Below are 22076 nucleotides of genomic sequence, written 5' to 3' on the forward strand. Positions count from 1 at the left end.
AAATATTTAATTTTCAAAAAACTATTGACTTTCTTCTAAATCGAAACATATATTAATAGTTGTACAGAGAAGAGATAAAATGAATACGTAGTCATAAGGAGGAGTTTTATATTATGAAACAATATAAAGAGCAGCCTTTATATGAAAGCTTACGTCAACATGCGAAGATTCAACCGCACCAAGATGCCATTATTTATTATGGAAAGCGAATTTCATATAAAGAACTAGATGAATTATCTGATCGTTTTGCTGTATTTTTACAAAAGCAAGGTATTACAAAAGGCGATAAAGTAGCCTTGTATATGCAAAATTGCCCACAATATATTATTTGCAGCCTTGGTATACAAAAGATTGGAGCAATTGAAGGTCCATGTAGCCCGATGTTTAAAGAATGGGAGCTTGAATATGAAATAAAAGATTTAGGTGCTAAGGCTATTGTTACGCTCGATCATTTATACAGTGTAGTTCGAAATATAAAAAATCAAACTGATTTAGAGCATATTATTGTTACGAATTACATTGATTTTTTACCGGAAAATCCAGTTCCTTCTTTTCCCGAACCAATTTTTAAGAAGGAACCAATTGAAAATACGCATGACTTAAATCACATTTTACAACAAGTGATCGATCAAGTGCCTATTGTAGATATTGATATGGCCAATGATATTTCACTAATTGTATACACTTCGGGTTCAACTGGGTTACCTAAAGGTGCGATGCTTTCTTTTGGTAACGCTTTCTTTAAAACAAAAAATGTAGCTGAATGCTATGGTTTTAGAAATGAAGATATCCATTTAAGTATAATGCCAATGTGTCATATCGCTGGGAAATTATTTAGTGTAAATGTACCTCTATTTACAGGTGGTACTATTGTTGTTTTAACGCGTTACACTGCTGAAGCGTTAGTAGAAGTAATTGAAACATATAAAATTTCAGTCACATATACTGTGACACCAATGAATGTCGATGTAATGAATTTACCGAATATTCAACAAGTTGATTTTTCAACGTTAAAAATCAATCAATGTACAAGCTTTGGTATCCCGTTAACCGAAGATATTATGCATGCGTGGACAACATTAACAAATTCAAAGATATTTGAAATTTCATATGGTTCGAGTGAAACACATACTGCCGATACACTCATGCCACTCGATGATATTGTTGTGGGCGGCCATGGCAAACCAATACCAGGTTCAGAGATTCGTATTGTTAATCCTGAGAATACCGATGAAGACATGGCATTAGGGCAGCTAGGGGAAATTCTAATTAAAAGCCCCGCTGTATTTAAAGGATATCTTAATAAACCAGAGGCGACAAAAACAGCGATTCAAAATGGTTGGTTGCATACAGGTGATATTGGATTTATGGATGAACGTGGCCATCTATTTTTCCAAGGACGTAGAAAAGAGCTGATTAAATGCTCAGGTTATAGTGTATTTCCAGAAGATGTAGAGGTCATGCTCGTAAGACACCCTGCGGTAAATGCTGCGGCAGTAATTGGTGTTCCAGATGCAAAAAGAGGTGAAACTGTAAAGGCCTTTATCGTATTGAAAAGTGAATATGTCGGGACAATAACTGAAAAAGACATTATTGCATGGAGTAAAGAAAAAATGGCGAGTTATAAATACCCTCGTAGTATTGAGTTTAGAGAGGTATTACCTCAAACTGCAACTGGTAAACTACTTCGTAGAGTGTTAGTAGAAGAAGAGTTACAGCAACGAAAGGGGAGTAAAGTTAATGGCTAGTACACTTCATTTAGTAGATGTGAACATAGAAAATAACATAGCGATTGTTCAAATCAATAATCCACCATTAAATGTCCTAGGAAAAAAGGTTGTACAAGATTTATTAAAGGTTTTTCAGGAAATTGAAAAAAATCACAATGTACGAGTGGTTATTTTAACAAGTGCTGGACAAAAGGCATTTATGGCGGGTGCTGATATTAAAGAGTTTCCCATGTGGTTGGGAGATAAAGATATGAAAAGACATGTCACCGCAAATCATGAATTGTATCAGTATATTGATGGATTTTCTAAGCCGACAATTGCTGTCTTAAATGGCCTGACATTAGGTGGCGGATGTGAGCTGGCGTTATGTTGTGATTTTAGAATTGCTGAACAACACGCTAAAATTGGTCTTCCAGAAATTAATTTAGGTATTTTCCCAGGAGGAGGAGGGACACAAAGATTACCAAGACTTATTGGCATGTCTAAAACAAAGGAACTCATATTTTTTGGGGACAATGTAAGTGCTCAAGCTGCTTTCACAATTGGATTAGTAAATAAGGTAACGCCTTCAGGGGAAGGGCTAGAATGTGCATTGGAATGGGCAAATCAATTGGTTACTAAATCTATGTATTCACTTAGCAAAGTAAAAGAAGCTCTTATGTATGGTGCTGACCATACCCTTGAGGAGGGCATTCAACGAGAAACGGAATTATTCTATGATGTCTTTCAACATCCAGATGCCTTTGAGGGAATTGAAGCATTTATAGAAAAAAGAGAGCCTATTTTTAATAAAAACAAGAAATTCCAAGAATAGAACAAAAAATAAATAGGATAAAACAAAGGGAGGTTTCTTATGGGCGTATTTATGTTAATGCTTGGCTTAGCCATTCTTATTTATATGACAGTTCGAGGAATTAACATTATTGTTAGTGCCATTATAGCTAGTGTGTTTGTAGCCATAACGTCTGGTCAAGATGTGGTTGAAGCTATGACAGGAACGTATATGAATGGTTTCACAGGATATTTTGCATCCTATTTCTTGCTATTTTTACTAGGTGCAGTTTTTGGTAAAGTGATGGGGGAAACGGGGGCTGCAGAATCTATTGCAACTTGGGTCATGAAGGTAATTGGACCAAAAGGCGCTGTCATGGCTGTAGTTTTAGCCTGTGCCATTATGACCTATGGTGGGGTGTCATTGTTTGTAGTTGGTTTTGCCGTGTATCCTTTGGCAGTTTCTTTGTTTAGAACAGCGGATTTGCCTAGACGGTTTATCCCTGCCGCTTTAGTATTTGGTTCTGTAACATTTACGATGTTTTTACCTGGATCACCTGAAATACAAAATATCATGCCAACGGAATTCTTTGGCACAACACCTTATTCTGGCTTTTGGATTGGGCTCATTGTTTCATTATTTAATTTTGCCTTAGGTTCTTTGTGGTTGCATTTTGCTATCAGTCGTTCTGTTAAGAAGGGCGAAAGATTTGAGGTGATTCCTAGTGATGGAGAATTAAATGAAACAGAAAAAGAAAAATTACCAAGTATCTTCTTAGCAATACTTCCAATTGTCGTAGTAGTTGCTGGGATGGTTACGTATTCACAAATGTTTCCTGCAACCTCTGCTGCTATCTTTGCTTTATTAGGGGCAATCGTTGTTGCTTGTCTCACAATGTTTAAATATATCACTGATTTTTGGCGTGTTTTAGAGCGAGGTGCCAATGATGCTATTTTAGCTGCATGTAATACAAGTGCGGTCATTGCCTTTGGTAAAGTAGCGGCTTTAACATCAGGATTTACGCAAATTGTAGATACGGTGTTACAAATCCCAGGACCTCCATTATTGAGTCTAGCTATTTGTATTAATTTAATCGCAGGGTTAACAGGTTCGGCATCAGGCGGCTTAGGGATAGCTCTTCCGATCCTTTCACCTATTTATTTGAATATGGGGGTTGATCCTGGGGCACTACACCGTGTGTCTGTCATGGCCTCCGATGGTTTGGCATCACTTCCTCATAATGGGTATATTGTGACAACGATTAAAAATATTTGTCATGATACCTTTAAACGAGCCTATTTACCAGTTGCTATGATGGCTGTTGTCCTGACTATGTGTGCTACTGCCCTTGCGATTATTTTATTTACATTATTTACGTAGTGAATAAAGGGTATTAGGGATAGAAGGTTGAATAGAAATCCAAAGCAATCATTTAGATTAAGGGGAAGGTGCTTATGTTTACAACTGTTATTACACCGCGAGTATCTGAGACAGATGGGATGGGCCATATAAATAATACTGTTATACCGATTTGGTTTGAGGCAGGTCGAAAAGGCATTTTTGAAATATTTACACCTACATTAACCTTTGAAAATTGGAAGTGTATTGTCGTGAACTTAAATGTTGATTACATCAATGAAATTCATTTTGGTCATGACGTAACTATCCATACGTATATAAAAGAGATTAGAAATTCTAGCTACATTATTGAGGAAGAAATGTACCAAAATGGTCAATTGTGTAGTAAAGGAACAGCAACCTATGTGAATTTCAACAAACAAACTAGAAAATCAGAGCATATTCAAGAAGAACTACGACAACGATTGGAAAAGCATATGAAAGAATAAATAGGAAGTGAGTGGATTGGATTTGGAGAAGGCATACATTGTGACAGCCTTACGTACAGCAGTGGGTAAATTTGGTGGCAGTTTAAAACATTTAAATTCCTCTGATTTGGCTGCTGTTACGATAAAGGCGCTCATTGAAAATGTAAATATCCCCTTAGACAAAATTGATGAAATTATTATAGGAAATGTATATCAAGCAGGGGCAAAAGGAAATCCTGCTCGACAAGCTGCGATAAAGGCAGGCCTTCCAAAATCGATACCTGCAATGACCATCAATAAACAATGTGCATCTGGTATGCGCTCTGTGTCATTAGCCTACCAACAAATAAAGGCTGGTGAAGCTGAAATGATACTAGCAGGCGGTACAGAAAGCATGAGTAATGTTCCGCATATTTTATTGGGTGGTCGCAGCGGTAAAAAAATGGGTTCAATTCAATTAGAGGATAGTTTATTATATGATGGCTTGCTCTGTGCAATGGAAGGTTATCATATGGGCATTACGGCAGAAAATTTAGCACAACAATATAAGATTACAAGAGAAGAACAAGACCAGTTTTCAGTAAATAGCCAAAATAAAGCTATCAACGCTATTCAAAAAGGTATATTTGAAAATGAAATTGTTCCTATTGAAGTGGGTCCATTTAAATGGTTTAAAGAGGACGAACATCCACGTGAAACAACAGTGGAAGCTCTGAAAAATTTAAAACCTGCCTTTCTGAAAGAAGGAGGTACCGTAACAGCTGGAAATTCTTCTGGTTTGAATGATGGAGCTTCTATTTTATTAATCGTTTCGGAACGTGCATTAAAGAAATATGATTTGCGACCACTCGCAGAAATTATTTCCGTAGCATCTGCAGGCGTAGAGCCTCGTGTGATGGGGATTGGCCCCGTACCTGCTACACAGAAAGCTTTAGAAAAGGCAAATTTAACACTAGATGAAATCGATTTAATCGAGTTAAATGAAGCTTTTGCAGTACAAGCATTAGCAGTGATGAAAGAGCTAAAAATGAAGCCTGACATTGTGAATGTAAATGGCGGTGCTGTTGCATTAGGGCATCCTGTTGGTAGCTCAGGTTCCCGTATTATAGTTTCATTGGTTCATGAATTACAAAAACGAAATTTATCATATGGACTGGCAACATTGTGTATTGGCGGTGGTCAAGGAGCCGCTATTATTGTAAAAAATATGCAGGATACTACGAAGGAATAGGAGCTGAAAATATGGAGCGACAAGTAATGGTAGTTGGTGCAGGCTTGATGGGAAGTGGGATTGCTCAGGTATTTGCTTTATCTGGTTTTAAAGTACTTTTAACGGATCGAACGGAAGATGATTTGAACAGAGGAAGAAATTATATCACAAAGAGTATTCAATCCATGCTAAAAAAAGAGAAATATACAGTAGAAGATGAGAAGAGAATTCATGAGAATATTGACTACTCATCTGATATACAGCTTGGGAAAAATGTGGACTTAGTCATCGAAGCAGTGCCAGAGAAATTAGCAATAAAGCAAGAAGTTTTTAAAATGTTGGATACTATTGTTCAACCAAACGCTATTTTGGCAAGTAATACATCCTCACTATCTATAGCAGCCATTGGCTCTGTCACGAGAAGACCTGAGAAAGTGATTGGTTTACATTTTTTTAGTCCTGTACCGATTATGAGATTGCTAGAAATCGTTACTTCAATTGAAACATCTGAAGAAACATTGAATCGTGTACAATTCTATGGAAAAGTAATTAATAAAGAATCGGTGATTGCGCAGGATTACCCAGGCTTTATTGTCAATCGTATTCTATTACCGATGATGAATGAAGCAGCATTTCTTGTTATGGAAGGTACTGCACCAGAGGAGGTAGATCGAGGGTTAATGCTTGGTGCCAATCATCCAATTGGGCCATTACGCCTAGCTGATCAGTGTGGTCTGGATACTACTTTATATGCGTTAGAAAGCTTGTATGAAGGATTTAGCGATTCTAAATATCGACCATGTCCATTATTAAAAAGAATGGTAGAGGCAGGACATTTAGGACGTAAATCAGGTAAAGGTTTTTATGATTATTAGACATAGAAAAGGAGGGATAGTCAAATGCCAGAAAGACAAAATTATATCTCTAGAGCTGTGATTGAGAAAATACAGGCTAGTGCACAACAAATTGATGAGATGGAGAGTTTTCCGCATGAGAACTTTCGTTTATTAGCAGAGCAAGGCTTATTTGGTTTACATATTTCAAAAAAATATGGTGGTTCGGAACAACCCTTTTATACAAATGCTAAAGTTGTAGAAGAAGTAGCGAATGTATGTGCCTCAACTTCTGTTTTATTATGTACACAGGCATTAACAACTTGTTTACTAGAATTGGGAGGAAATGAGGATCAAAAATCCAATTATTTACGCGCATTAGCAGAAGGTAAGTATCCAGGGGCATTTTGTGTAACAGAGAAACAAGCAGGCTCAGATGTGTCAAATATTCAGACTCAGGCGGTATTTAATGATGACAGCTATGTTTTGACTGGAGAAAAAAGTTTTATTACAAATGCTGGAGAAGCGGGTGTTTATTTAGTATTAGCGCGAACTGGCTCACACCCTACTAAGGGTCTAAGTTTCTTTGTTGTAGAAGCTTGTGCACCAGGTTTAGAATTTGGTGAACATGTAGAAACACTTGGGGTTAGAGGTTCCAGTGTGGGCACCGTCATTTTGAATAAGGTGAGCGTGCCGAAAGAAAATATGCTTGGGATAGAAGGGTCTGGTTTCAAATTATTAATGAAGACCTTTAACAGAAGCAGGACATTGGTAGGCGCACAAGGAGTAGGGATAGCTAAAGGAGCTTTTCAAATAGCATTGAATTATTTAAAAGAACGAATTCAATTTGGCAAACCATTGAGTGAACAGCCAATAATCCAATGTATGTTAGCAGAACTAGGCACTAAAATAATTACTGCAGAACTTTTAGTAAAAGAGGCTGCAATGCACATTGATAAAGAGACGAGTGAGATAGAAAAATATGCATCGATGGCAAAATACTATGCCACAGACATGGCTATGCAAGTTACGACAGATGCCGTACAGCTTTTGGGAGGGTATGGCTTTACCAAATTGTATCCGCTTGAGAGAATGATGCGTGATGCCAAAGTAACGCAAATTTATGATGGAACAAACCAAATTCAGCGTATCATTATTGCTAGACAATTATTAAAAGAGTAAGAGCCCAACCTTATCACAGAATTTCATCTATATAATATAGCAAAACCCCGAATAGGTCACTTTTATTCAAGTGTCCACTATTCGGGGTAAAATCAAGTTTAGATTGCTCAAGCTTTTTTAATCATGATTTAATGTCGCAGCAATTTCAGGTTGCTGCTCTACTTGGCGTAGCATATTAAAGGAAGCAATCGCTACTTCTACTTGATCGTCCTTTGGTTCACGAGTTGTTAGTAATTGTAGCCATAAGCCTGGGTAGCCAAGGAAGCGTAGCACTGGAATATTACGACAAGCATTTGTTGCTTGTAAGACTTCAAATGAGATACCCAAAACAACAGGAATTAATAGAATACGATCTAAAATACGAAGCCACAGTGGATCTGTAGGCACAAAGAAATATAAAAACATGCCGACGAACACTGTGAATAGAATGAAGCTACTGCCACAACGATAGTGGAGGCGGGATTGAGCTTGGACGTTTTTTACGGTAATGTCTAAGCCAGCCTCATAGCAATTAATCACCTTATGCTCTGCACCATGGTACTGAAAAACTCGTTTAATGAGGGGCGTTAACGAGATAAAATATAAATAGGCTAGCAGTAATAATAGTTTAATACCGCTTTCCAGTAAAATTTGTCCCGTTTTTCCTTCAATCCATTTTGAGAAAAAATCAGCTATAAAAACAGGAATTAATGTAAAGGCAAATTTTCCAAATAAAAAGGAAAGAATACCTACTACAGCAACGCCCAGTATCATTTGAAGTTTAGAGCCTTCTTCTTTATGATCTTCCTCTTCCCCAGGTGTCACATCATAACGATCCCCAGCAAATTGCATGTGACGAGAACCTAAGCCAGCGGATTCAATTAGCGCGACAACGCCTCGTACAAATGGAATTTTTTTAAGCTTTTGTAACAAAGGTTTTTGTACTTTTTTGAAATGATAATAATCAATGGAATCATCGTTACGTCGAATGGCTGTAACAGTATGTTCCTTTCCTCCGAACATCACACCCTCTAATTGTGCTTGTCCCCCGTATACAGGTGAATTGCTCAAGGCTAACACCACTCTCTTTATATATTTCAACTGTACCATTGTACTAAATTTAGTGAAAAACCTCTACCGTTACGCATAGTAAATTTTCTATATGGCTACACTAATCGTACATTTTAGGAAATGATTAGTATGCATAAAGGAGGTATATAGTGAAAGTAGCGACGATTACAGCACTTGTCAACGCGCTTGTTTTAGCGCTGTGCTTAAAGGGTTTACATTATTTCCATCTCATTAAATGGCATCCGATAGGGTTTTATAAAAAATGGAATTGGTTTGAAGAAAGCTCCAAATTATTTCAATGGACCTTTTTTATTTTTCTACTATTTATTATCGGCTTATTTTTATACATGACTATGCGCTATGTATATATCATCCCGGCTGTCTTTTCTTCCCTTTTATTAGGTCTTTTGGTGACCATCACATTGGAGTGGATTGCTTTAGATTTGCCATTACAACTTACGTCTTTTAAAAAACTCTCGATTCCATTTATGGTGATCGTCATTTGTTTATTACGTTTCTTGCTGGAAACCGCCAATTTCCATCAGAGGGAACATACGGCACAAAAACAAAATTAAAGGTACAAAATATCCCCTTCGTTTAAGGGGATATTTATGGCACCACTAGTTGAAATTAGTTGCTGAATGCACGGTGTATGATAAAATAAATGGCAAGTACATAGAAAGAGGCGAATAGAAGCGTGAAGTTATTATGTTTGAATGGACCTAACTTAAATCGACTTGGTAAACGAGAGCCACATATTTATGGACATGAAACATTGGATGATGTTCGCGAAAATGTTCAAAATCTTGCGGCTTCTTTAGGTGCTACAGTTGAATTTCGTCAATCCAATCATGAAGGGGTACTAATAGATTGGGTGCATGAAGCAGAGGACGAAAAATATGATGGTATTATCTTTAATCCTGGTGCATATACCCATACAAGCATCGCGTTACATGATGCGATAGCAGGTATTTCTGTGCCGGTTATCGAAGTACATATTTCCAATATCCACAAACGTGAGGCTTTCCGACATCATTCCTATCTTGCTCCGGCCTGCCTTGGTCAAATTTGCGGACTAGGTACGAAAGGCTATGAACTGGCACTACGTACATTTATCGAGAGGGAGAATTGATTATGTTGAAATTACAAAAGCTACGTAAAGCACTTCAAGAACAAAGCATCGATGGTATTTTAATAACGAATGGGTACAACCGTCGCTATATGACAGGTTTTACAGGGACAGCAGGCGTAGCAATTGTGTCTCAAAATGATGCTGTATTTATTACAGATTTCCGTTATACAGAGCAGGCTGCTGCACAAATCCAGGACTTCCGTATTGTTAAGCATGAAGCCACAATTATTGAAGAAATAGCTACTCAAGTAAATAATATGGGTATCAAATTATTGGGCTTTGAGAAAGATACTGTAAGCTATGGCACTTATGAACTGTATAAATCGAAGGTCCAAGCAGATTTAGTGCCGATTTCTGGTCTAATTGAAAAAATTCGCTTGATTAAGACGGAACAAGAGATTAATATTATTAAGGCTGCGTGTGAAATTGCAGATCACGCATTTACACATATTTTAGGCTTCATCAAGCCTGGTAAAACCGAGCTTGAAGTTTCGAATGAATTAGAATTTTTCATGCGTAAACAAGGAGCAACTCAGTCTTCGTTTGACACGATTGTTGCGTCTGGTCTTCGTTCAGCATTACCACACGGCGTTGCAACGAATAAAGTGATTGAAAAAGGCGACTTTGTTACATTAGACTTTGGTGCGCTTTATAATGGCTATATTTCGGATATTACACGTACTGTGGCTGTGGGAGAACCATCTGAAAAATTGGTAGATATGTACAATACAGTCCTTGCTTCTCAACTGTTAGCACTTGAAAAAGTGGGTCCTGGATTAACAGGCATTCAAGCGGACGCGATTGCACGTGACTACTTAAAAGAAAAAGGATATGGCGAAGCATTTGGTCATTCTTTAGGACACGGTATTGGTCTTGAAGTACATGAAGGCCCTGGCTTATCGATGCGTTCTGATACAGTGCTAGAGCCAGGTATGGCCGTGACGATTGAACCAGGTGTTTACTTACCTGGAATCGGTGGTGTCCGTATCGAGGATGATATTTTAATCACAGAAACGGGTAATGAACTACTCACACATTCGTCAAAAGAACTCATTATTTTATAAACTTTGGAGGAACACAAATGATCTCAGTAAACGATTTCCGTACAGGTCTAACAATTATTGTTGATGGCCAATTATACCGCGTGTTAGATTTCCAACACGTGAAACCAGGTAAAGGTGCTGCATTCGTACGTTCTAAATTACGTAACCTACGAAACGGCTCAGTGAATGAAAAAACATTCCGCGCTGGTGAAAAAGTTGAAAAGGCACAAATCGATAATCGTAAAATGCAATATTTATATGCACAAGGTGACGAGCATGTATTTATGGACTTGGAATCATATGAGCAAACTGAACTAGCTTCATCTGCTATTGAGTATGAATTAAAATTCCTAAAAGAAAACATGGAAGTGCATATTCAATCTTACCAAGGTGAAATGTTAGGTGTTGAATTACCAAACACTGTTCAATTAGAAGTAACAGAAACAGAACCAGGAATCAAAGGTGATACAGCTTCTGGCGGTACAAAACCTGCTACTCTTGAAACAGGTCTAATCGTACAAGTACCATTCTTCGTTAACCAAGGTGACGTTTTAATCATTAACACAGATGAAGGTTCTTACGTTTCTCGTGCATAATGCTCAATAATAGCCAACCTACTCTTTTGGATTAAAGAGTAGGTTTTTATTTTTTTCTTATACATATACTGTCAAATCGTTTATTTAATGTGATAATAGATAGAAGCACTATTTAATTTTTGTTGAGGTACTATCAAGTTTCTATCATCAGATAGATGGCCATTACTGGTAGAATTGTTTACAATCAGAGTAAGGAGTGAAAGGTATGCTACAAACAACATTTAATATTCAATATCCAATTATACAAGCACCAATGGCAGGCGTGACATCCCCGAAATTTGTGGCGGCTTGTGCTGAGGCAGGGCTATTAGGTTCAATTGGTGCAGGTTATTTAGATGGTGAACAAACAAAGCAGTTTATTCAAGAAGTGAAGAAGTTAACGACAAAGCCTTTTGCGGTCAATTTATTTGTGCAAGAGGAACCCAAAATTGATGTCGAGGTTTTACAACAAGCACGGATGGCACTGCAACCTTTTTATGATGAGTTAGGATTATCGCCTGTACAGAGCGTAATATCAAAGGAAGTTTTTGCAGGACAGGTTCAAGCGGTGATTGAAGAAAAGGTAGCGATTTGTTCATTTACATTTGGGCTGCCATCTCCAGCTATTCTCAAACAATTAAAGGATCATGGTGTCTATACCATTGGTACTGCAACGACATTAGAGGAAGCTATACTAGTGGAACAAGCAGGGATGGATGCAGTTGTATTACAAGGGGGAGAGGCTGGCGGTCATCGAGGCTCCTTTACTGACCCTCTGCAATTAATTCCATTACATGACTTACTACAACAAGTAGTGGGAAAAGTTGCGATTCCGATTATAGCTGCGGGTGGCCTTGTGACCAAAGAGGATATTCAAAAGGCACTTGAAAGTGGGGCACAGGCAGTTCAAATTGGGACGGCTTTACTAGTGGCGGATGAATGCGAAATTTCACCGCTCTATAAAAATGCTGTATTGGCATCGAAAGAACAACAAACGACGATTACGCTTGCATTTACTGGGAAGCCAGCAAGAGGTTTAGCGAATGATTTCACGAAACGTATGGAGGATGCGACAGTAGCACCCTATCCACTACAAAACTATCTAACGACTACCATTCGTAAGGAAAGTGCAGAGCAGGGTAATGCTGAATATTTATCCATGTGGATGGGTGAAAATAGTCATCTTATACAGCAAACAGATACGGTCAAAAACATTGTGCGCAATCTATTATAATTTTTAATCATAGAAGAGCTCTATACATCTGTATAGAGGTCTTTTTTTTTGTAGAGCGACATATATTGCTGTACACGAGGGGGCGTAGGAATGGAATTACAAGACGTATTAAGAGTTGCTGGAGTGGGACTAGTCGTTGCGCTTCTTCATGTTTTCTTTGATCAAACAGGGAAGAAGGAGTTTTCATTTTTCCTCTTTTTCATTGCCTACTTATATATGACAGCAGAGTTACTTCGATTTTTACGTCTATTCTTTAATGAGATTTTAACATTCTTCCAGTGGCTTACCTCTTCAGGGTAATGTAAATGGAAATAGTCATCGTCGCTGTTGTCATGCTGCTTTTATTATTGCTGATAAAAGAAGTTATACAGCCACTCCATGCGCTAATCAGTGTGATGTTTTCTTTTTTGCTTTTTGGCATGTTGTTCTCGACACTTTTATTGCCTTTCGCCAAACAACTGTTAGAAACACTTGCGTTTTTACCTTATGCGAAGGCTATTTTAATCAGTGCAAGTATGTTCTATGTCGGGCAGTGGGTGGCATTGCTTCTGGCAGAACATAATTATAAAGTGCTCGGGAACATCGTTTTTGCTGCAGTAAAAATTGTAATTTTACTGTATTGGTTCAAAGAATTTTTGGCTGTTCTACAGGAGGTGTCGGCCATTTTAAAAAGGCTAAACTAAGGAGCGAAGCCATTGCAGGAGCAAATATTATCGTTTTTAATCGACCCATTCTTTCTCTTGCTCAAGATGACGCTCATGCTTTGTAGCTACGTCATCATCATTTTGATTGTGAACATGCTATTACCAGAGTTTGAAAAAGGGACAAGGATACTTTTTTTTCTTATCGTTTTAGCAACAATCGGTCCTGTTGTTGTCAACTCCTTTACATTAATTGATGAAATTGCACAAGGACTAGCCCATCTATTTACAGCATTTTATCCCATTCTTACATCAAGCTTTTTATTATCCAGTAGTATTACAGCGATTGCTTCCTGGCAGCCTTTTTTACTGTTTTTTGTACAAGTCCTCACCATTATCAGTAGTAAGTGGCTTATTCCTGGCGTGCTTTTGGCCATCGTCTTTGATGTATGTAGTGTGATCGTCAAGGAAATATCCTTTACTCGAATAGCTGAATTGATTCGATTTACAATTATGAGCATCGTGTCGGCCTCAGTTATTTGCTATGTCTTACTGATGACTGCAAGCGGTGTAGCAGCATTTAGTGTCAATGCGGCTGTAGCGGAGCCTGTGAAAAAGCTCATTGAAGAAAATATTCCAGTTGTTGGTTCCTTTATTGTGGATAGCTTTTCGATTTTTCAGCATATGACGCAATTTACATCTTCTCTTACAAGTATTAGTGCCTTTATCGCTGTCATTACGGTGTCTTTTATCCCAACCATGCAGCTTGTAGTCAGTGCCTATTCATTGAAAATGCTCGCTGCTATTTTAGAACCAATTGCCTTTGATGATATTTGTAGACTACTAGATCAAGTTAGCAAATCGCTATTTACTTTATGTGCTGTATCATTTTTAATTGCTTTTTCATTTATGTTTTCTTGTTTTTTCCTCATTGTGTTCGTACAAGTTATGGCAGGGGGTAGATAGATTGATTCTTTTATTGGCATTGCTCTTTGTCTGTCAGATTTTTGTGTTTCTAACGGATGATAAGGAAATAATTTCACTAACAAAGTTGGTCATCACGTTAGTATTTTTGCAATTGCTATTAAAGATTCCATTTATCAATTCATAGGAAGAAACAAGCGTACATACACTTGAAAAAGAGAAGATGAAAGGAGGCAATGTACAAGTGATGTGGAAAAGACACGCAAAAAAACAACGTCATTGATGGTTTTAATTTTGATAGCTGCCTCCGTGGGAATATTCATCATTTTACCTATGTATCAAACGAATTCAACAAGCGACAATGGTTCACCGCTCACGAATGAAGAAAAACTTGAGCAAACACTGAAGGCAATGCAAGGTGTTGGGGAGGTTAAAGTCTACTTTTATTATGGAGAGATGACAGATGATCAGGATGCCAATAAACTATTCAGCCAATATTTTCGAGGGACTGAGCAAGGCGCGAAAAACGTAACAGGAATGCTCGTTGTGTCAGAAGGTGCTTCCGATATCTTTGTGAAAAATGAAATTCGTGCTGTTGTCAGTCAAGTGATGCAATTACCGATTCATCGAATTATTATCGTTCCAATGGAAAATAAGGAGGAAAAGTAAATGCGCGTACGTAGAAGAACAGTTTGGTTTATGACATTATTAAGTTTAGTAGCAGTCATTTCAGTGTATTATTTGGTTGATCCAGCAAAGCAATTCAATGGTCTTACTATTTTTACAGATGATACACTACAACAAACAGCTGTCACAGGTGTTACAGATCAGAAAGCAACAAATGATATAACACAAGAAGTATCTTCACCTAGTCACTTATTCGAAGAAATGCGTATGCAGGTTAGTGATGAGAGAAGCCAGCTTCGTGAACAGTTAACACAAAAGATTGCTTCTCAGGAAGCTTCTGCTGAAGAAAAAAATGAGGCATTTAATGAAATGGATGGGCTGATTAAACGAGAATCAGCGGAAGCTATGCTGGAGATGCTCGTTAAATCATTAGGCTACTCGGATGCGTTTGTTCGTGCTGAGGGAGAAAAAGTGTCGGTGACAGTGATGGCAGAGGAATTGTCAAAAGCACAAGCAAACGAAATTATTTATCTGGTAAAAACAGAGATGGAAGGCGCAAATGATGTGCAAGTAAAGTTCAGTGCAAATAATTATTAAAAAATAGAGAAAAAAATAAATTTTTAGTTAATTCATAAAAGGTTGTTATATATCAGCTTCATGAAAAGGCTTTCGCTTAGTAAAGGAAAGCCTTTTATTTTGTTCATATTTACTTAATTTTCATTTAACTATTTCAAATTGATACGAAAAAATATAGAATAGTTATTGTAGTAGATTTTAATTCATAAGGAGAGTTAGAAATGTTCAAAATTCAAGAAATTCGTGAAATTATCAAATTAGTGGATTCTTCTTCAATTGACGAGTTTGTGTATGAAGTAGACGGCGCAAAAGTAAAACTTAAAAAGAATAACGTTGTTGTTACAGAAACTGTAGCACCTAAAAAAGAAGTAGTAGCCCCTGTTGTACAACAATCTGCACCAGCAGAAGCTCCAGTAGTAACACCTGCACCAGCGAAAGAAGAAGCGCCAGCACCAGCTGCAGCGGCACCATCAGTTAACGACCCATCGTTACATAAAATTGTATCTCCAATGGTCGGTACTTTCTATCAAGCACCAAACCCAGATTCTCCTGCTTACGTAAAAGTGGGTGACAAAGTAGGGGACGAAACAATCGTATGTATCGTAGAAGCAATGAAATTATTCAACGAAATCGAAGCAGAAGTGCAAGGGGAAATCGTTGAAATTCTAGTTAAAGATGGCGACTTAGTAGAGTACGGCCAACCATTATTCCTTGTAAAAGCTGAGTAAGGAGTGCAAAACAAATGAAAAAAGTTTTAATTGCAAACCGCGGCGAAATCGCTGTGCGTATCATTCGTGCTTGTAAAGAGTTAGGCATTCAATCGGTTGCTGTATACTCTGAAGCAGATGCTGATGCATTACATGTGAAGTTAGCAGACGAAGCTTATTGCATCGGACCGAAGCTATCAAAAGATTCTTATCTTAGCTTCCCAGCACTACTTAGCGTAGCTGAAAAAACAGGTGCTGACGGCATCCATCCTGGTTATGGCTTCGTATCAGAAAACGCTGATTTTGCTGAAGCGTGTGAAAACGCTGGCATTAAATTCATCGGTCCGTCATCTGATTCTATTAAAATTATGGGTATCAAGGACGTTGCACGTACAACAATGGAAGCAGCAGGTGTTCCACTTGTTCCAGGTACTGGTATTGTGCCAGATATCGAAACAGGTAAAGAATGGGCTGCTAAAATTGGTTACCCTGTCATCATCAAAGCAACTGCAGGTGGCGGTGGTAAAGGGATCCGTGTAGCACGTACAGAAGAAGATCTTGTAAAAGGTATTGAAATTACGCAAAAAGAGGCTGCTGCAGCATTCGGTAACCCTGGCGTATATTTAGAGAAATTTATCGAGTACTTCCGTCACTGTGAAATCCAAGTTTTAGCAGATGGCTACGGTAACGTGGTGCATTTAGGCGAACGTGACTGTACGGTTCAACGTCGTATGCAGAAGTTAGTAGAGGAAGCTCCATCTCCAGCCCTATCTTCTGAGCGTCGTGCTGAAATGGGTGCAGCTGCAGTAAAAGCGGCACAAGCATGTAACTATGAAGGTGCTGGCACAATCGAGTTTATCTATGACTATCAAGAGGACAAGTTCTACTTCATGGAAATGAACACTCGTATTCAGGTTGAGCACCCAGTAACAGAAATGATTTCTGGTGTAGATCTTGTACAACAACAATTAAAAATTGCATCTGGTGAGAAGCTTCCATTCACACAAGATGATATAAAATTAAATGGTTGGGCGATTGAATGCCGTATTAACGCAGAAAATGCCTATAAAAACTTCATGCCTTCAGCAGGAACTGTTGATACGTATATAACACCAGGTGGCTATGGTGTACGTATTGATTCTGCTGTCTATGCGGGCTATACAATCCCACCATATTACGATTCAATGGTAGCAAAACTAATTGTTCATGCGGATACACGTGAAGAAGCGATTGCGAAAATGAACCGCGCCTTAAGTGAATTCGAAGTATCTGGTCCTGGAATCAATACAACAATTCCATTCCACCAAGCCTTGATGAACAATGACGTTTTCAAATCAGCACAATTCAATACGAAGTTCCTTGAAGAGAACGATGTATTGGGTGTAGCAGAAAAAGTGAAGTAAGCGTTCGCAAGTTTAAACCTCCTAGCTATTATTAGATAGGAGGTTTTTTATGTCTAAGCTTAAATAGATAGAGGACTTACTTGCAGGTAGGAAGATCAATCATAGAAGAAAGATTGACCGTTATAGAAGCTTAAATCGTTAATAATTGAAGTGTGGTGAAGAATATAAAAGTTCTATTTTATAGATAGAAGATCGTTATCAGGTGTTAACATACCATTCTTTGTTGAATAGTCTCCTATGTTTCTGTAAAGCACAGCTGTCTTTATCGCATGGCCTTCTTTCGCAAAGACAAGAAGGAAAATATCTTCCCGTACATCTAATCCACTAATACTACCTTTAAATTGAATGTCCAGTGTTTCTTCAATCACCTCTTTCGTTGTATAAGGTCCAAAAATTTGCGCTTTTTCCCAATCAAAATCCGTTAATTTATTTAGTGAAACTACTGTTGTACCACTATTTGCTTTTTCCATTATATTTTTCGCAAGCAATGTATCTTCACTAGCACTATTCCCCAAAAATAAAAAAAGCATTATAAACATGAGGACAACCCCACCGATACCAAACAACCATTTTTGCAACATACTCTACCTCTACTTTATCTCAAATCAATTCTATATTATAGAAAGAATACCATATAATAGAAGAAAGAAATAGTCATTCCTTGAAAAGGAGTTAAACAATGGACGCCTGTATACAATAAGCTAGTGAGAGATAAAATTTTGGAAGTAATTGAAGCGAAGGGTTTATCCTATCATGCACACATTTTAGAACCTAGTGAGCTGGTAAAGGCGATAAAGGCTAAAATGATAGAAGAAGCTACAGAATTTTACGAAGCCCAGCACAAAGAAGATAGTGTTGAAGAGCTCGCAGACATACTGGAGCTTATTCATTCGGCTATCGGTGTGCTAGGTGTAAGCTTTGAGGAGCTAGAAGCGACCCGTGTACACAAGAGGAAAGCTCGGGGGGGATTTGAAAAGGGAATTTATTTAATCGATGTAGAGGATCAGTAAAGTCGGTTTTAAATTAAAACGGCTTTCGACAGCCAAACCTTCCTTTTTATAGTATAATAAATGTAAGTACAGCACTTGTTTGTGATGTGTAAGGAAAGGATGATATTTGTATGGCAGAGAAAGTAGGACAATCTTTCGTACAACCAACACCTTCTGGTAAAGAAGAGCTTGGAAAAATTGAGGTAGCTGCAGAGGTGATCGAAGTTGTGGCTGGGATTGCTGTTAATGAAGTAGAAGGCATTGCTGCAACTCGTGGAAATATTGCGACGGGTGTCGTGGAACGTTTCGGTAAAAAAGTACACAATAAAGGCATTAAATCAGGTGTAACAGAAACTGGTGAAATTGCGATTGATGTATTTTGCTCTGTGAAATATGGATATGCCATTCCTAAGGTAGCAAAAGAAGTTCAAACGCAAATCCGTCAGGCTATTTTTAATATGACGGCACTAGAAACAGCAGAAGTAAATGTGCATATTACAGGTATTCACTTTGAAAAAGAAGAAACAGTAGTGCATGAATAAAAAAGAAAAGGATTGCCCGATGATGATTTGTTCATCAAAGGGCAGTCCTTTTTATATGGATTTCTCTAGGTTTCATGTGTGTATCGCTATTTTTATAATTCTATATGCTTTGGCTTTCTCCAGAATAACGCAAGTATGACGCCAAGCACCAATACGATTGTAGCAAAGTAGTATGGATAGTTCAGATTGATATCGAACAATACACCACCTAGGATAGGGCCAAAAATATTACCAAGACTTGTAAACATAGAGTTCATTCCACCAACAAATCCTTGTTCATTTCCGGCAATTTTCGATAAATACGAAGTAACAGCAGGTCGAATTAAATCGAAGCCTACGAAAATAAAGAATGTAACGAATAAGATGGCAAAATAATGACTCACAATCGTCATGGCGAATGTTAATACTGCGGAAAGGATTAGTGAGTAACGAATAACATTAATCTCACCCATTTTCTTTGTCAGCCAATCAAATAGTATTAATTGAGCTAGTGCACCTACAATCCCACTTCCTGTAATAATAATGGCAATATCCGATGGTGTAAATGCAAATTTGTGATCGACGAATAAGCTAAACAATGATTCGAATGCAGCGAGGCCAAATGATAACACGAAAATAAGAATGAATGGTATGAAGTAGAGTGGACTAAACACACGCTTGACACTACCTAACATGGATGGTGTTGCCTCTTCATTGTCTGTAGCACGTGTTGGCTCTTTTAAAAACAGGAATGACAGAATCGCTGCGAACAGACCAAGTACTCCAGCTGCATAAAATGGGACACGTGTACCAATTTCAGCCAAAAATCCACCGATCCCTGGGCCGATAATAAAACCTGTACTAATGGCTGCACTCATATAGCCAAGTGCCTTAGGGCGCTGTGCCAATGTCGTAATATCAGCTATATAGGCGGTTACGGCTGGCATAATGAAAGCTGCACTCACGCCACCTAACATACGAGAGACAAAAAGAATTTCAACAGAACGACCAAACCCAAATAAAAACTCAGAAAGTCCAAAAATAAAAAGACCTGCAACAATCATAACTTTGCGGCCAATATTATCAACAAGCTTACCTGCAATTGGTGATGCAATTAGTTGTGTAATGGCAAAGGCTGCCACCATATAACCAACAACAGAGCCTGAAATATGTAGCTCATTCATGATGGTTGGTAAAACAGGGATGACTAAACCAATCCCTAAAAAGGCAATGAAAAGATTAGATAATAAAATAGCTAAGGTTATATTTTGCTTCTTGCTCATAAACTTCTCCTTCTAATTGTTCGCGATACATGTTTTCAATCTACTAGAATATTTCCATGTAATACGATAAACCCTATAGTAACTATAGGGTCAAAAGATTTGTTTTTATTTTTTAAAATTTTTCTTAGTGTGGGAGTTCTGGTAGAGAGTTATACGAATGCGCCACTACTTTTTCGGAGGAATTTTGTGTCTCTTGTTTTTGCCTAATCTTTAATTCTACTATAAATTTCTTTTCTTGCTCCATAGTGAGCGTTGCTGGCATATATAGCTCATACACTTGCGACTCAAATAGCTCCTGCTGAGCCAATACATGATTTCTCAATTTTTCATAGTATGAAAAATAAGTATCAGGGTCGTAAATAAAGGCAATGCATACATATTTACCGCCAGGAATAATAGTTTGTTGTATGTTTGGTGAAAGCTGCGAAAATGTGCGCTCCGTTAATAGGGGAGTGAAAATAGCATCATAAATGATGTCATTGACATCTTTATAAGGCTCTAGTGGATAAATACAGCCATAACGACTGTTTAAGACACTGCCTTCCTTTTCGATAATTTTAATTAAAGTGGCATAGTATGTACTCGTGCTCGATGTCGGTGTTAATTCAGTAGTGGTTACTTGAAGAACAGGCATTGCTTCCTCAATCTGCACATAAATCTCACCGAAGACTGGGATATCAATTTGCTCTTGTAATTGCTTTTTTGTTTTCAATAAAGTATTTTTTGCTTCGTTTAAACGTGAAATTTTTTCATTGATGCGTAGCTCCTGCTGAGCTAAAAAATCAAGCAATTCCTCGGAGGTTAATCTAAGTGCTTTTTTTATATCATCAAGCGTTACGCCGATATATTTAAGGGACTTTATAATGTCTAAATAGAAGAGCTGATTGCCTTTATAATACCGATAATTGGTGAAGGTATCGATATAAGCAGGCTTAAATAAATCAATTTGATCATAATAACGTAATGTCTGAACCGATAAGTTTGAAAGTTTGGCAACCTCACCTATCGTATAATAATGTTCCTTCATAAATGGCCTCCACTAATAAAAGCTAAAGACGTTTTGAAAGGCATCAAAACGAATTTTATGCTTGCAATCCTCCCTGTAAAATAGGAGAGGTTTGCGTTCCTTCATTTGTTTACATTGTTCTTCACCTTCAACTGATTTAAATTTTTTATAGCTAGGGCATGTAGCTTCATGTTGCATAGTGAACACCTCTAAAGATTTTCATTTTCTTTATTATACCATTACGAACAGGAAACATTCATTTTTGAATACCACTATTCGATGAGAAGTAGGCTTAAACAAAAAGTTCCTTGAAAAAGGTTCAGATTATTGAAAACTTGCTTGAAATCGTGATTCTCGTGTGATTTTATGCTATTATAAACCTTAATGCCACTTAAGAAGGAGAGCTTTACATGAAACGACATGAAGCACGCGAAAAAGCGTTGCAAGTTTTGTTTCAGCTAGACAATACGGATCTAACAGTTGAAGAAGCAATGGGCCATATTAAAGGTCAACCTACCAATGCCTTCTACGAAAAGATCGTGAATGGAACAGCTGAACATTTGGAGGAAATCGATGCTACCTTAGAACAGCATCTTGAAAAGTGGTCACTTGCCCGTCTACCCAAAATTGAAAGAACGGTTTTACGTTTAGCTGTATATGAATTGTTATACATGCCAGAAACCCCAAAAAGAGTAGTACTAAACGAAGCAATCGAGTTATGTAAAACATTTGGCGATGATAGTTCATCTAAATTCGTCAATGGTGTACTTTCTAAATTTACAGAACAAGAATAATGTGTTGAATTGGAAGGA

At 37.7% G+C, this 22076-nt stretch carries 27 protein-coding genes; 23 read left to right on the forward strand and 4 right to left on the reverse strand.

The window, feature by feature from the left end; all coding sequences use genetic code 11:
* The first annotated feature begins 113 nt into the window (after positions 1 to 113).
* The 7 genes from CD31_RS07315 to CD31_RS07345 all read left to right on the forward strand — a co-directional run bounded on the left by CD31_RS07315 (position 114) and on the right by CD31_RS07345 (position 7553).
* Positions 114 to 1748: an AMP-binding protein gene (locus CD31_RS07315; RefSeq protein ID WP_036076542.1), complete on the forward strand. Its 1635-nt coding sequence runs from the start codon at positions 114 to 116 to the stop codon at positions 1746 to 1748.
* Positions 1741 to 2544: an enoyl-CoA hydratase/isomerase family protein gene (locus CD31_RS07320; protein WP_052125347.1), complete on the forward strand. Its 804-nt coding sequence runs from the start codon at positions 1741 to 1743 to the stop codon at positions 2542 to 2544. The genes CD31_RS07315 and CD31_RS07320 overlap by 8 nt, the downstream gene beginning before the upstream one ends.
* A gap of 39 nt (positions 2545 to 2583) precedes the next feature.
* Positions 2584 to 3882, forward strand: a complete 1299-nt coding sequence (locus CD31_RS07325) for a GntP family permease (RefSeq protein WP_036076544.1) — start codon at positions 2584 to 2586, stop codon at positions 3880 to 3882.
* 74 nt (positions 3883 to 3956) lie between these two features.
* Complete coding sequence (locus CD31_RS07330; protein ID WP_016994751.1) at positions 3957 to 4349, forward strand: acyl-CoA thioesterase; 393 nt, start codon at positions 3957 to 3959, stop codon at positions 4347 to 4349.
* 16 nt (positions 4350 to 4365) lie between these two features.
* Positions 4366 to 5559 (forward strand): thiolase family protein, encoded by a 1194-nt coding sequence (locus CD31_RS07335; protein ID WP_280522778.1) that lies wholly within the window; start codon positions 4366 to 4368, stop codon positions 5557 to 5559.
* A gap of 11 nt (positions 5560 to 5570) precedes the next feature.
* Entirely contained in the window at positions 5571 to 6413 is an 843-nt protein-coding gene (locus CD31_RS07340) for a 3-hydroxyacyl-CoA dehydrogenase family protein (protein ID WP_036076547.1), read from the forward strand.
* Between the two features lie 24 nt (positions 6414 to 6437).
* On the forward strand, positions 6438 to 7553 hold the full coding sequence (locus tag CD31_RS07345) for an acyl-CoA dehydrogenase family protein (protein ID WP_036076549.1): 1116 nt from the start codon (positions 6438 to 6440) through the stop codon (positions 7551 to 7553).
* A gap of 117 nt (positions 7554 to 7670) precedes the next feature.
* Here the strand turns inward: CD31_RS07345 and CD31_RS07350 are convergent, their stop codons facing one another.
* Complete coding sequence (locus CD31_RS07350) at positions 7671 to 8642, reverse strand: DUF1385 domain-containing protein (protein ID WP_048392285.1); 972 nt, start codon at positions 8640 to 8642, stop codon at positions 7671 to 7673.
* A gap of 110 nt (positions 8643 to 8752) precedes the next feature.
* Here CD31_RS07350 and CD31_RS07355 point away from each other — a divergent pair, with 110 nt between their 5' ends.
* The 13 genes from CD31_RS07355 (at position 8753) to accC (ending at position 17465) form a co-directional block, all read left to right on the forward strand.
* On the forward strand, positions 8753 to 9178 hold the full coding sequence (locus tag CD31_RS07355) for a hypothetical protein (RefSeq protein ID WP_036076551.1): 426 nt from the start codon (positions 8753 to 8755) through the stop codon (positions 9176 to 9178).
* A gap of 122 nt (positions 9179 to 9300) precedes the next feature.
* A complete protein-coding gene (gene aroQ / locus CD31_RS07360) occupies positions 9301 to 9735 on the forward strand; it encodes a type II 3-dehydroquinate dehydratase (protein WP_016994744.1) in 435 nt (144 codons plus the stop codon).
* Positions 9736 to 9737: 2 nt separating this feature from the next.
* On the forward strand, positions 9738 to 10799 hold the full coding sequence (locus CD31_RS07365; RefSeq protein ID WP_016994743.1) for a M24 family metallopeptidase: 1062 nt from the start codon (positions 9738 to 9740) through the stop codon (positions 10797 to 10799).
* 17 nt (positions 10800 to 10816) lie between these two features.
* Positions 10817 to 11374, forward strand: a complete 558-nt coding sequence (gene efp, locus CD31_RS07370; RefSeq protein ID WP_004231115.1) for an elongation factor P — start codon at positions 10817 to 10819, stop codon at positions 11372 to 11374.
* A gap of 205 nt (positions 11375 to 11579) precedes the next feature.
* Complete coding sequence (locus CD31_RS07375) at positions 11580 to 12587, forward strand: NAD(P)H-dependent flavin oxidoreductase (RefSeq protein ID WP_036076553.1); 1008 nt, start codon at positions 11580 to 11582, stop codon at positions 12585 to 12587.
* A gap of 90 nt (positions 12588 to 12677) precedes the next feature.
* Positions 12678 to 12887, forward strand: a complete 210-nt coding sequence (locus CD31_RS07380; RefSeq protein ID WP_012295089.1) for a hypothetical protein — start codon at positions 12678 to 12680, stop codon at positions 12885 to 12887.
* A gap of 5 nt (positions 12888 to 12892) precedes the next feature.
* Positions 12893 to 13270 carry a hypothetical protein gene (locus CD31_RS07385; RefSeq protein ID WP_016994741.1) on the forward strand — a complete coding sequence of 126 codons (378 nt, stop codon included), beginning with the start codon at positions 12893 to 12895 and terminating at the stop codon, positions 13268 to 13270.
* A 12-nt stretch (positions 13271 to 13282) separates the two neighbouring features.
* The gene (locus tag CD31_RS07390; protein WP_036076558.1) at positions 13283 to 14194 is read left to right on the forward strand and encodes a stage III sporulation protein AE; all 912 of its coding nucleotides are present in this window, start codon (positions 13283 to 13285) and stop codon (positions 14192 to 14194) included.
* A 1-nt stretch (position 14195) separates the two neighbouring features.
* Positions 14196 to 14339: a hypothetical protein gene (locus CD31_RS23510; protein ID WP_004231124.1), complete on the forward strand. Its 144-nt coding sequence runs from the start codon at positions 14196 to 14198 to the stop codon at positions 14337 to 14339.
* A gap of 62 nt (positions 14340 to 14401) precedes the next feature.
* Complete coding sequence (locus CD31_RS07395; RefSeq protein ID WP_036076559.1) at positions 14402 to 14821, forward strand: hypothetical protein; 420 nt, start codon at positions 14402 to 14404, stop codon at positions 14819 to 14821.
* The gene (locus CD31_RS07400; protein ID WP_016994738.1) at positions 14822 to 15376 is read left to right on the forward strand and encodes a SpoIIIAH-like family protein; all 555 of its coding nucleotides are present in this window, start codon (positions 14822 to 14824) and stop codon (positions 15374 to 15376) included.
* Between the two features lie 200 nt (positions 15377 to 15576).
* Positions 15577 to 16083: an acetyl-CoA carboxylase biotin carboxyl carrier protein gene (accB, locus tag CD31_RS07405; RefSeq protein ID WP_036076561.1), complete on the forward strand. Its 507-nt coding sequence runs from the start codon at positions 15577 to 15579 to the stop codon at positions 16081 to 16083.
* A 14-nt stretch (positions 16084 to 16097) separates the two neighbouring features.
* Positions 16098 to 17465, forward strand: coding sequence for an acetyl-CoA carboxylase biotin carboxylase subunit (accC, locus tag CD31_RS07410; protein ID WP_004231135.1), 1368 nt, complete (start codon positions 16098 to 16100; stop codon positions 17463 to 17465).
* Between the two features lie 173 nt (positions 17466 to 17638).
* On the opposite strand, the gene CD31_RS07415 is transcribed toward accC, so the two are convergent.
* Positions 17639 to 18046 carry a hypothetical protein gene (locus CD31_RS07415; RefSeq protein WP_036076562.1) on the reverse strand — a complete coding sequence of 136 codons (408 nt, stop codon included), beginning with the start codon at positions 18044 to 18046 and terminating at the stop codon, positions 17639 to 17641.
* A 138-nt stretch (positions 18047 to 18184) separates the two neighbouring features.
* Here CD31_RS07415 and CD31_RS07420 point away from each other — a divergent pair, with 138 nt between their 5' ends.
* Positions 18185 to 18475, forward strand: a complete 291-nt coding sequence (locus CD31_RS07420; RefSeq protein WP_483403481.1) for a pyrophosphohydrolase domain-containing protein — start codon at positions 18185 to 18187, stop codon at positions 18473 to 18475.
* A gap of 110 nt (positions 18476 to 18585) precedes the next feature.
* Entirely contained in the window at positions 18586 to 18996 is a 411-nt protein-coding gene (locus tag CD31_RS07425; protein WP_004231142.1) for an Asp23/Gls24 family envelope stress response protein, read from the forward strand.
* Between the two features lie 92 nt (positions 18997 to 19088).
* On the opposite strand, the gene CD31_RS07430 is transcribed toward CD31_RS07425, so the two are convergent.
* Both CD31_RS07430 and CD31_RS07435 read right to left on the reverse strand, forming a co-directional pair.
* Positions 19089 to 20258 (reverse strand): MFS transporter, encoded by a 1170-nt coding sequence (locus tag CD31_RS07430; RefSeq protein ID WP_036076564.1) that lies wholly within the window; start codon positions 20256 to 20258, stop codon positions 19089 to 19091.
* A gap of 124 nt (positions 20259 to 20382) precedes the next feature.
* Positions 20383 to 21285, reverse strand: a complete 903-nt coding sequence (locus tag CD31_RS07435; RefSeq protein ID WP_036076566.1) for a MerR family transcriptional regulator — start codon at positions 21283 to 21285, stop codon at positions 20383 to 20385.
* Positions 21286 to 21674: 389 nt separating this feature from the next.
* On the opposite strand from CD31_RS07435, the gene nusB reads away from it, so the two are divergent.
* Positions 21675 to 22058 (forward strand): transcription antitermination factor NusB, encoded by a 384-nt coding sequence (gene nusB, locus CD31_RS07440; RefSeq protein ID WP_004231146.1) that lies wholly within the window; start codon positions 21675 to 21677, stop codon positions 22056 to 22058.
* Positions 22059 to 22076: the final 18 nt, after the last annotated feature.

This window comes from Lysinibacillus boronitolerans JCM 21713 = 10a = NBRC 103108, from assembly GCF_000772935.1.
GTDB classification, from domain to species: Bacteria; Bacillota; Bacilli; order Bacillales_A; family Planococcaceae; genus Lysinibacillus; species Lysinibacillus boronitolerans.

Excerpts from the sequence above, each read along its gene's own strand:
- CD31_RS07315 (WP_036076542.1), top strand. The coding sequence starts at position 114 with ATGAAACAATATAAAGAGCAGCCTTTATATGAAAGCTTACGTCAACAT.
- CD31_RS07320 (WP_052125347.1), top strand. The coding sequence starts at position 1,741 with ATGGCTAGTACACTTCATTTAGTAGATGTGAACATAGAAAATAACATA.
- CD31_RS07325 (WP_036076544.1), top strand. The coding sequence starts at position 2,584 with ATGGGCGTATTTATGTTAATGCTTGGCTTAGCCATTCTTATTTATATG.
- CD31_RS07330 (WP_016994751.1), top strand. The coding sequence starts at position 3,957 with ATGTTTACAACTGTTATTACACCGCGAGTATCTGAGACAGATGGGATG.
- CD31_RS07340 (WP_036076547.1), top strand. The coding sequence starts at position 5,571 with ATGGAGCGACAAGTAATGGTAGTTGGTGCAGGCTTGATGGGAAGTGGG.
- CD31_RS07345 (WP_036076549.1), top strand. The coding sequence starts at position 6,438 with ATGCCAGAAAGACAAAATTATATCTCTAGAGCTGTGATTGAGAAAATA.
- CD31_RS07350 (WP_048392285.1), bottom strand. The coding sequence starts at position 8,642 with ATGGTACAGTTGAAATATATAAAGAGAGTGGTGTTAGCCTTGAGCAAT.
- CD31_RS07365 (WP_016994743.1), top strand. The coding sequence starts at position 9,738 with ATGTTGAAATTACAAAAGCTACGTAAAGCACTTCAAGAACAAAGCATC.
- efp (WP_004231115.1), top strand. The coding sequence starts at position 10,817 with ATGATCTCAGTAAACGATTTCCGTACAGGTCTAACAATTATTGTTGAT.
- CD31_RS07375 (WP_036076553.1), top strand. The coding sequence starts at position 11,580 with ATGCTACAAACAACATTTAATATTCAATATCCAATTATACAAGCACCA.
- CD31_RS07380 (WP_012295089.1), top strand. The coding sequence starts at position 12,678 with ATGGAATTACAAGACGTATTAAGAGTTGCTGGAGTGGGACTAGTCGTT.
- CD31_RS07385 (WP_016994741.1), top strand. The coding sequence starts at position 12,893 with ATGGAAATAGTCATCGTCGCTGTTGTCATGCTGCTTTTATTATTGCTG.
- CD31_RS07400 (WP_016994738.1), top strand. The coding sequence starts at position 14,822 with ATGCGCGTACGTAGAAGAACAGTTTGGTTTATGACATTATTAAGTTTA.
- accB (WP_036076561.1), top strand. The coding sequence starts at position 15,577 with ATGTTCAAAATTCAAGAAATTCGTGAAATTATCAAATTAGTGGATTCT.
- accC (WP_004231135.1), top strand. The coding sequence starts at position 16,098 with ATGAAAAAAGTTTTAATTGCAAACCGCGGCGAAATCGCTGTGCGTATC.
- CD31_RS07415 (WP_036076562.1), bottom strand. The coding sequence starts at position 18,046 with ATGTTGCAAAAATGGTTGTTTGGTATCGGTGGGGTTGTCCTCATGTTT.
- CD31_RS07425 (WP_004231142.1), top strand. The coding sequence starts at position 18,586 with ATGGCAGAGAAAGTAGGACAATCTTTCGTACAACCAACACCTTCTGGT.
- CD31_RS07430 (WP_036076564.1), bottom strand. The coding sequence starts at position 20,258 with ATGAGCAAGAAGCAAAATATAACCTTAGCTATTTTATTATCTAATCTT.
- CD31_RS07435 (WP_036076566.1), bottom strand. The coding sequence starts at position 21,285 with ATGAAGGAACATTATTATACGATAGGTGAGGTTGCCAAACTTTCAAAC.
- nusB (WP_004231146.1), top strand. The coding sequence starts at position 21,675 with ATGAAACGACATGAAGCACGCGAAAAAGCGTTGCAAGTTTTGTTTCAG.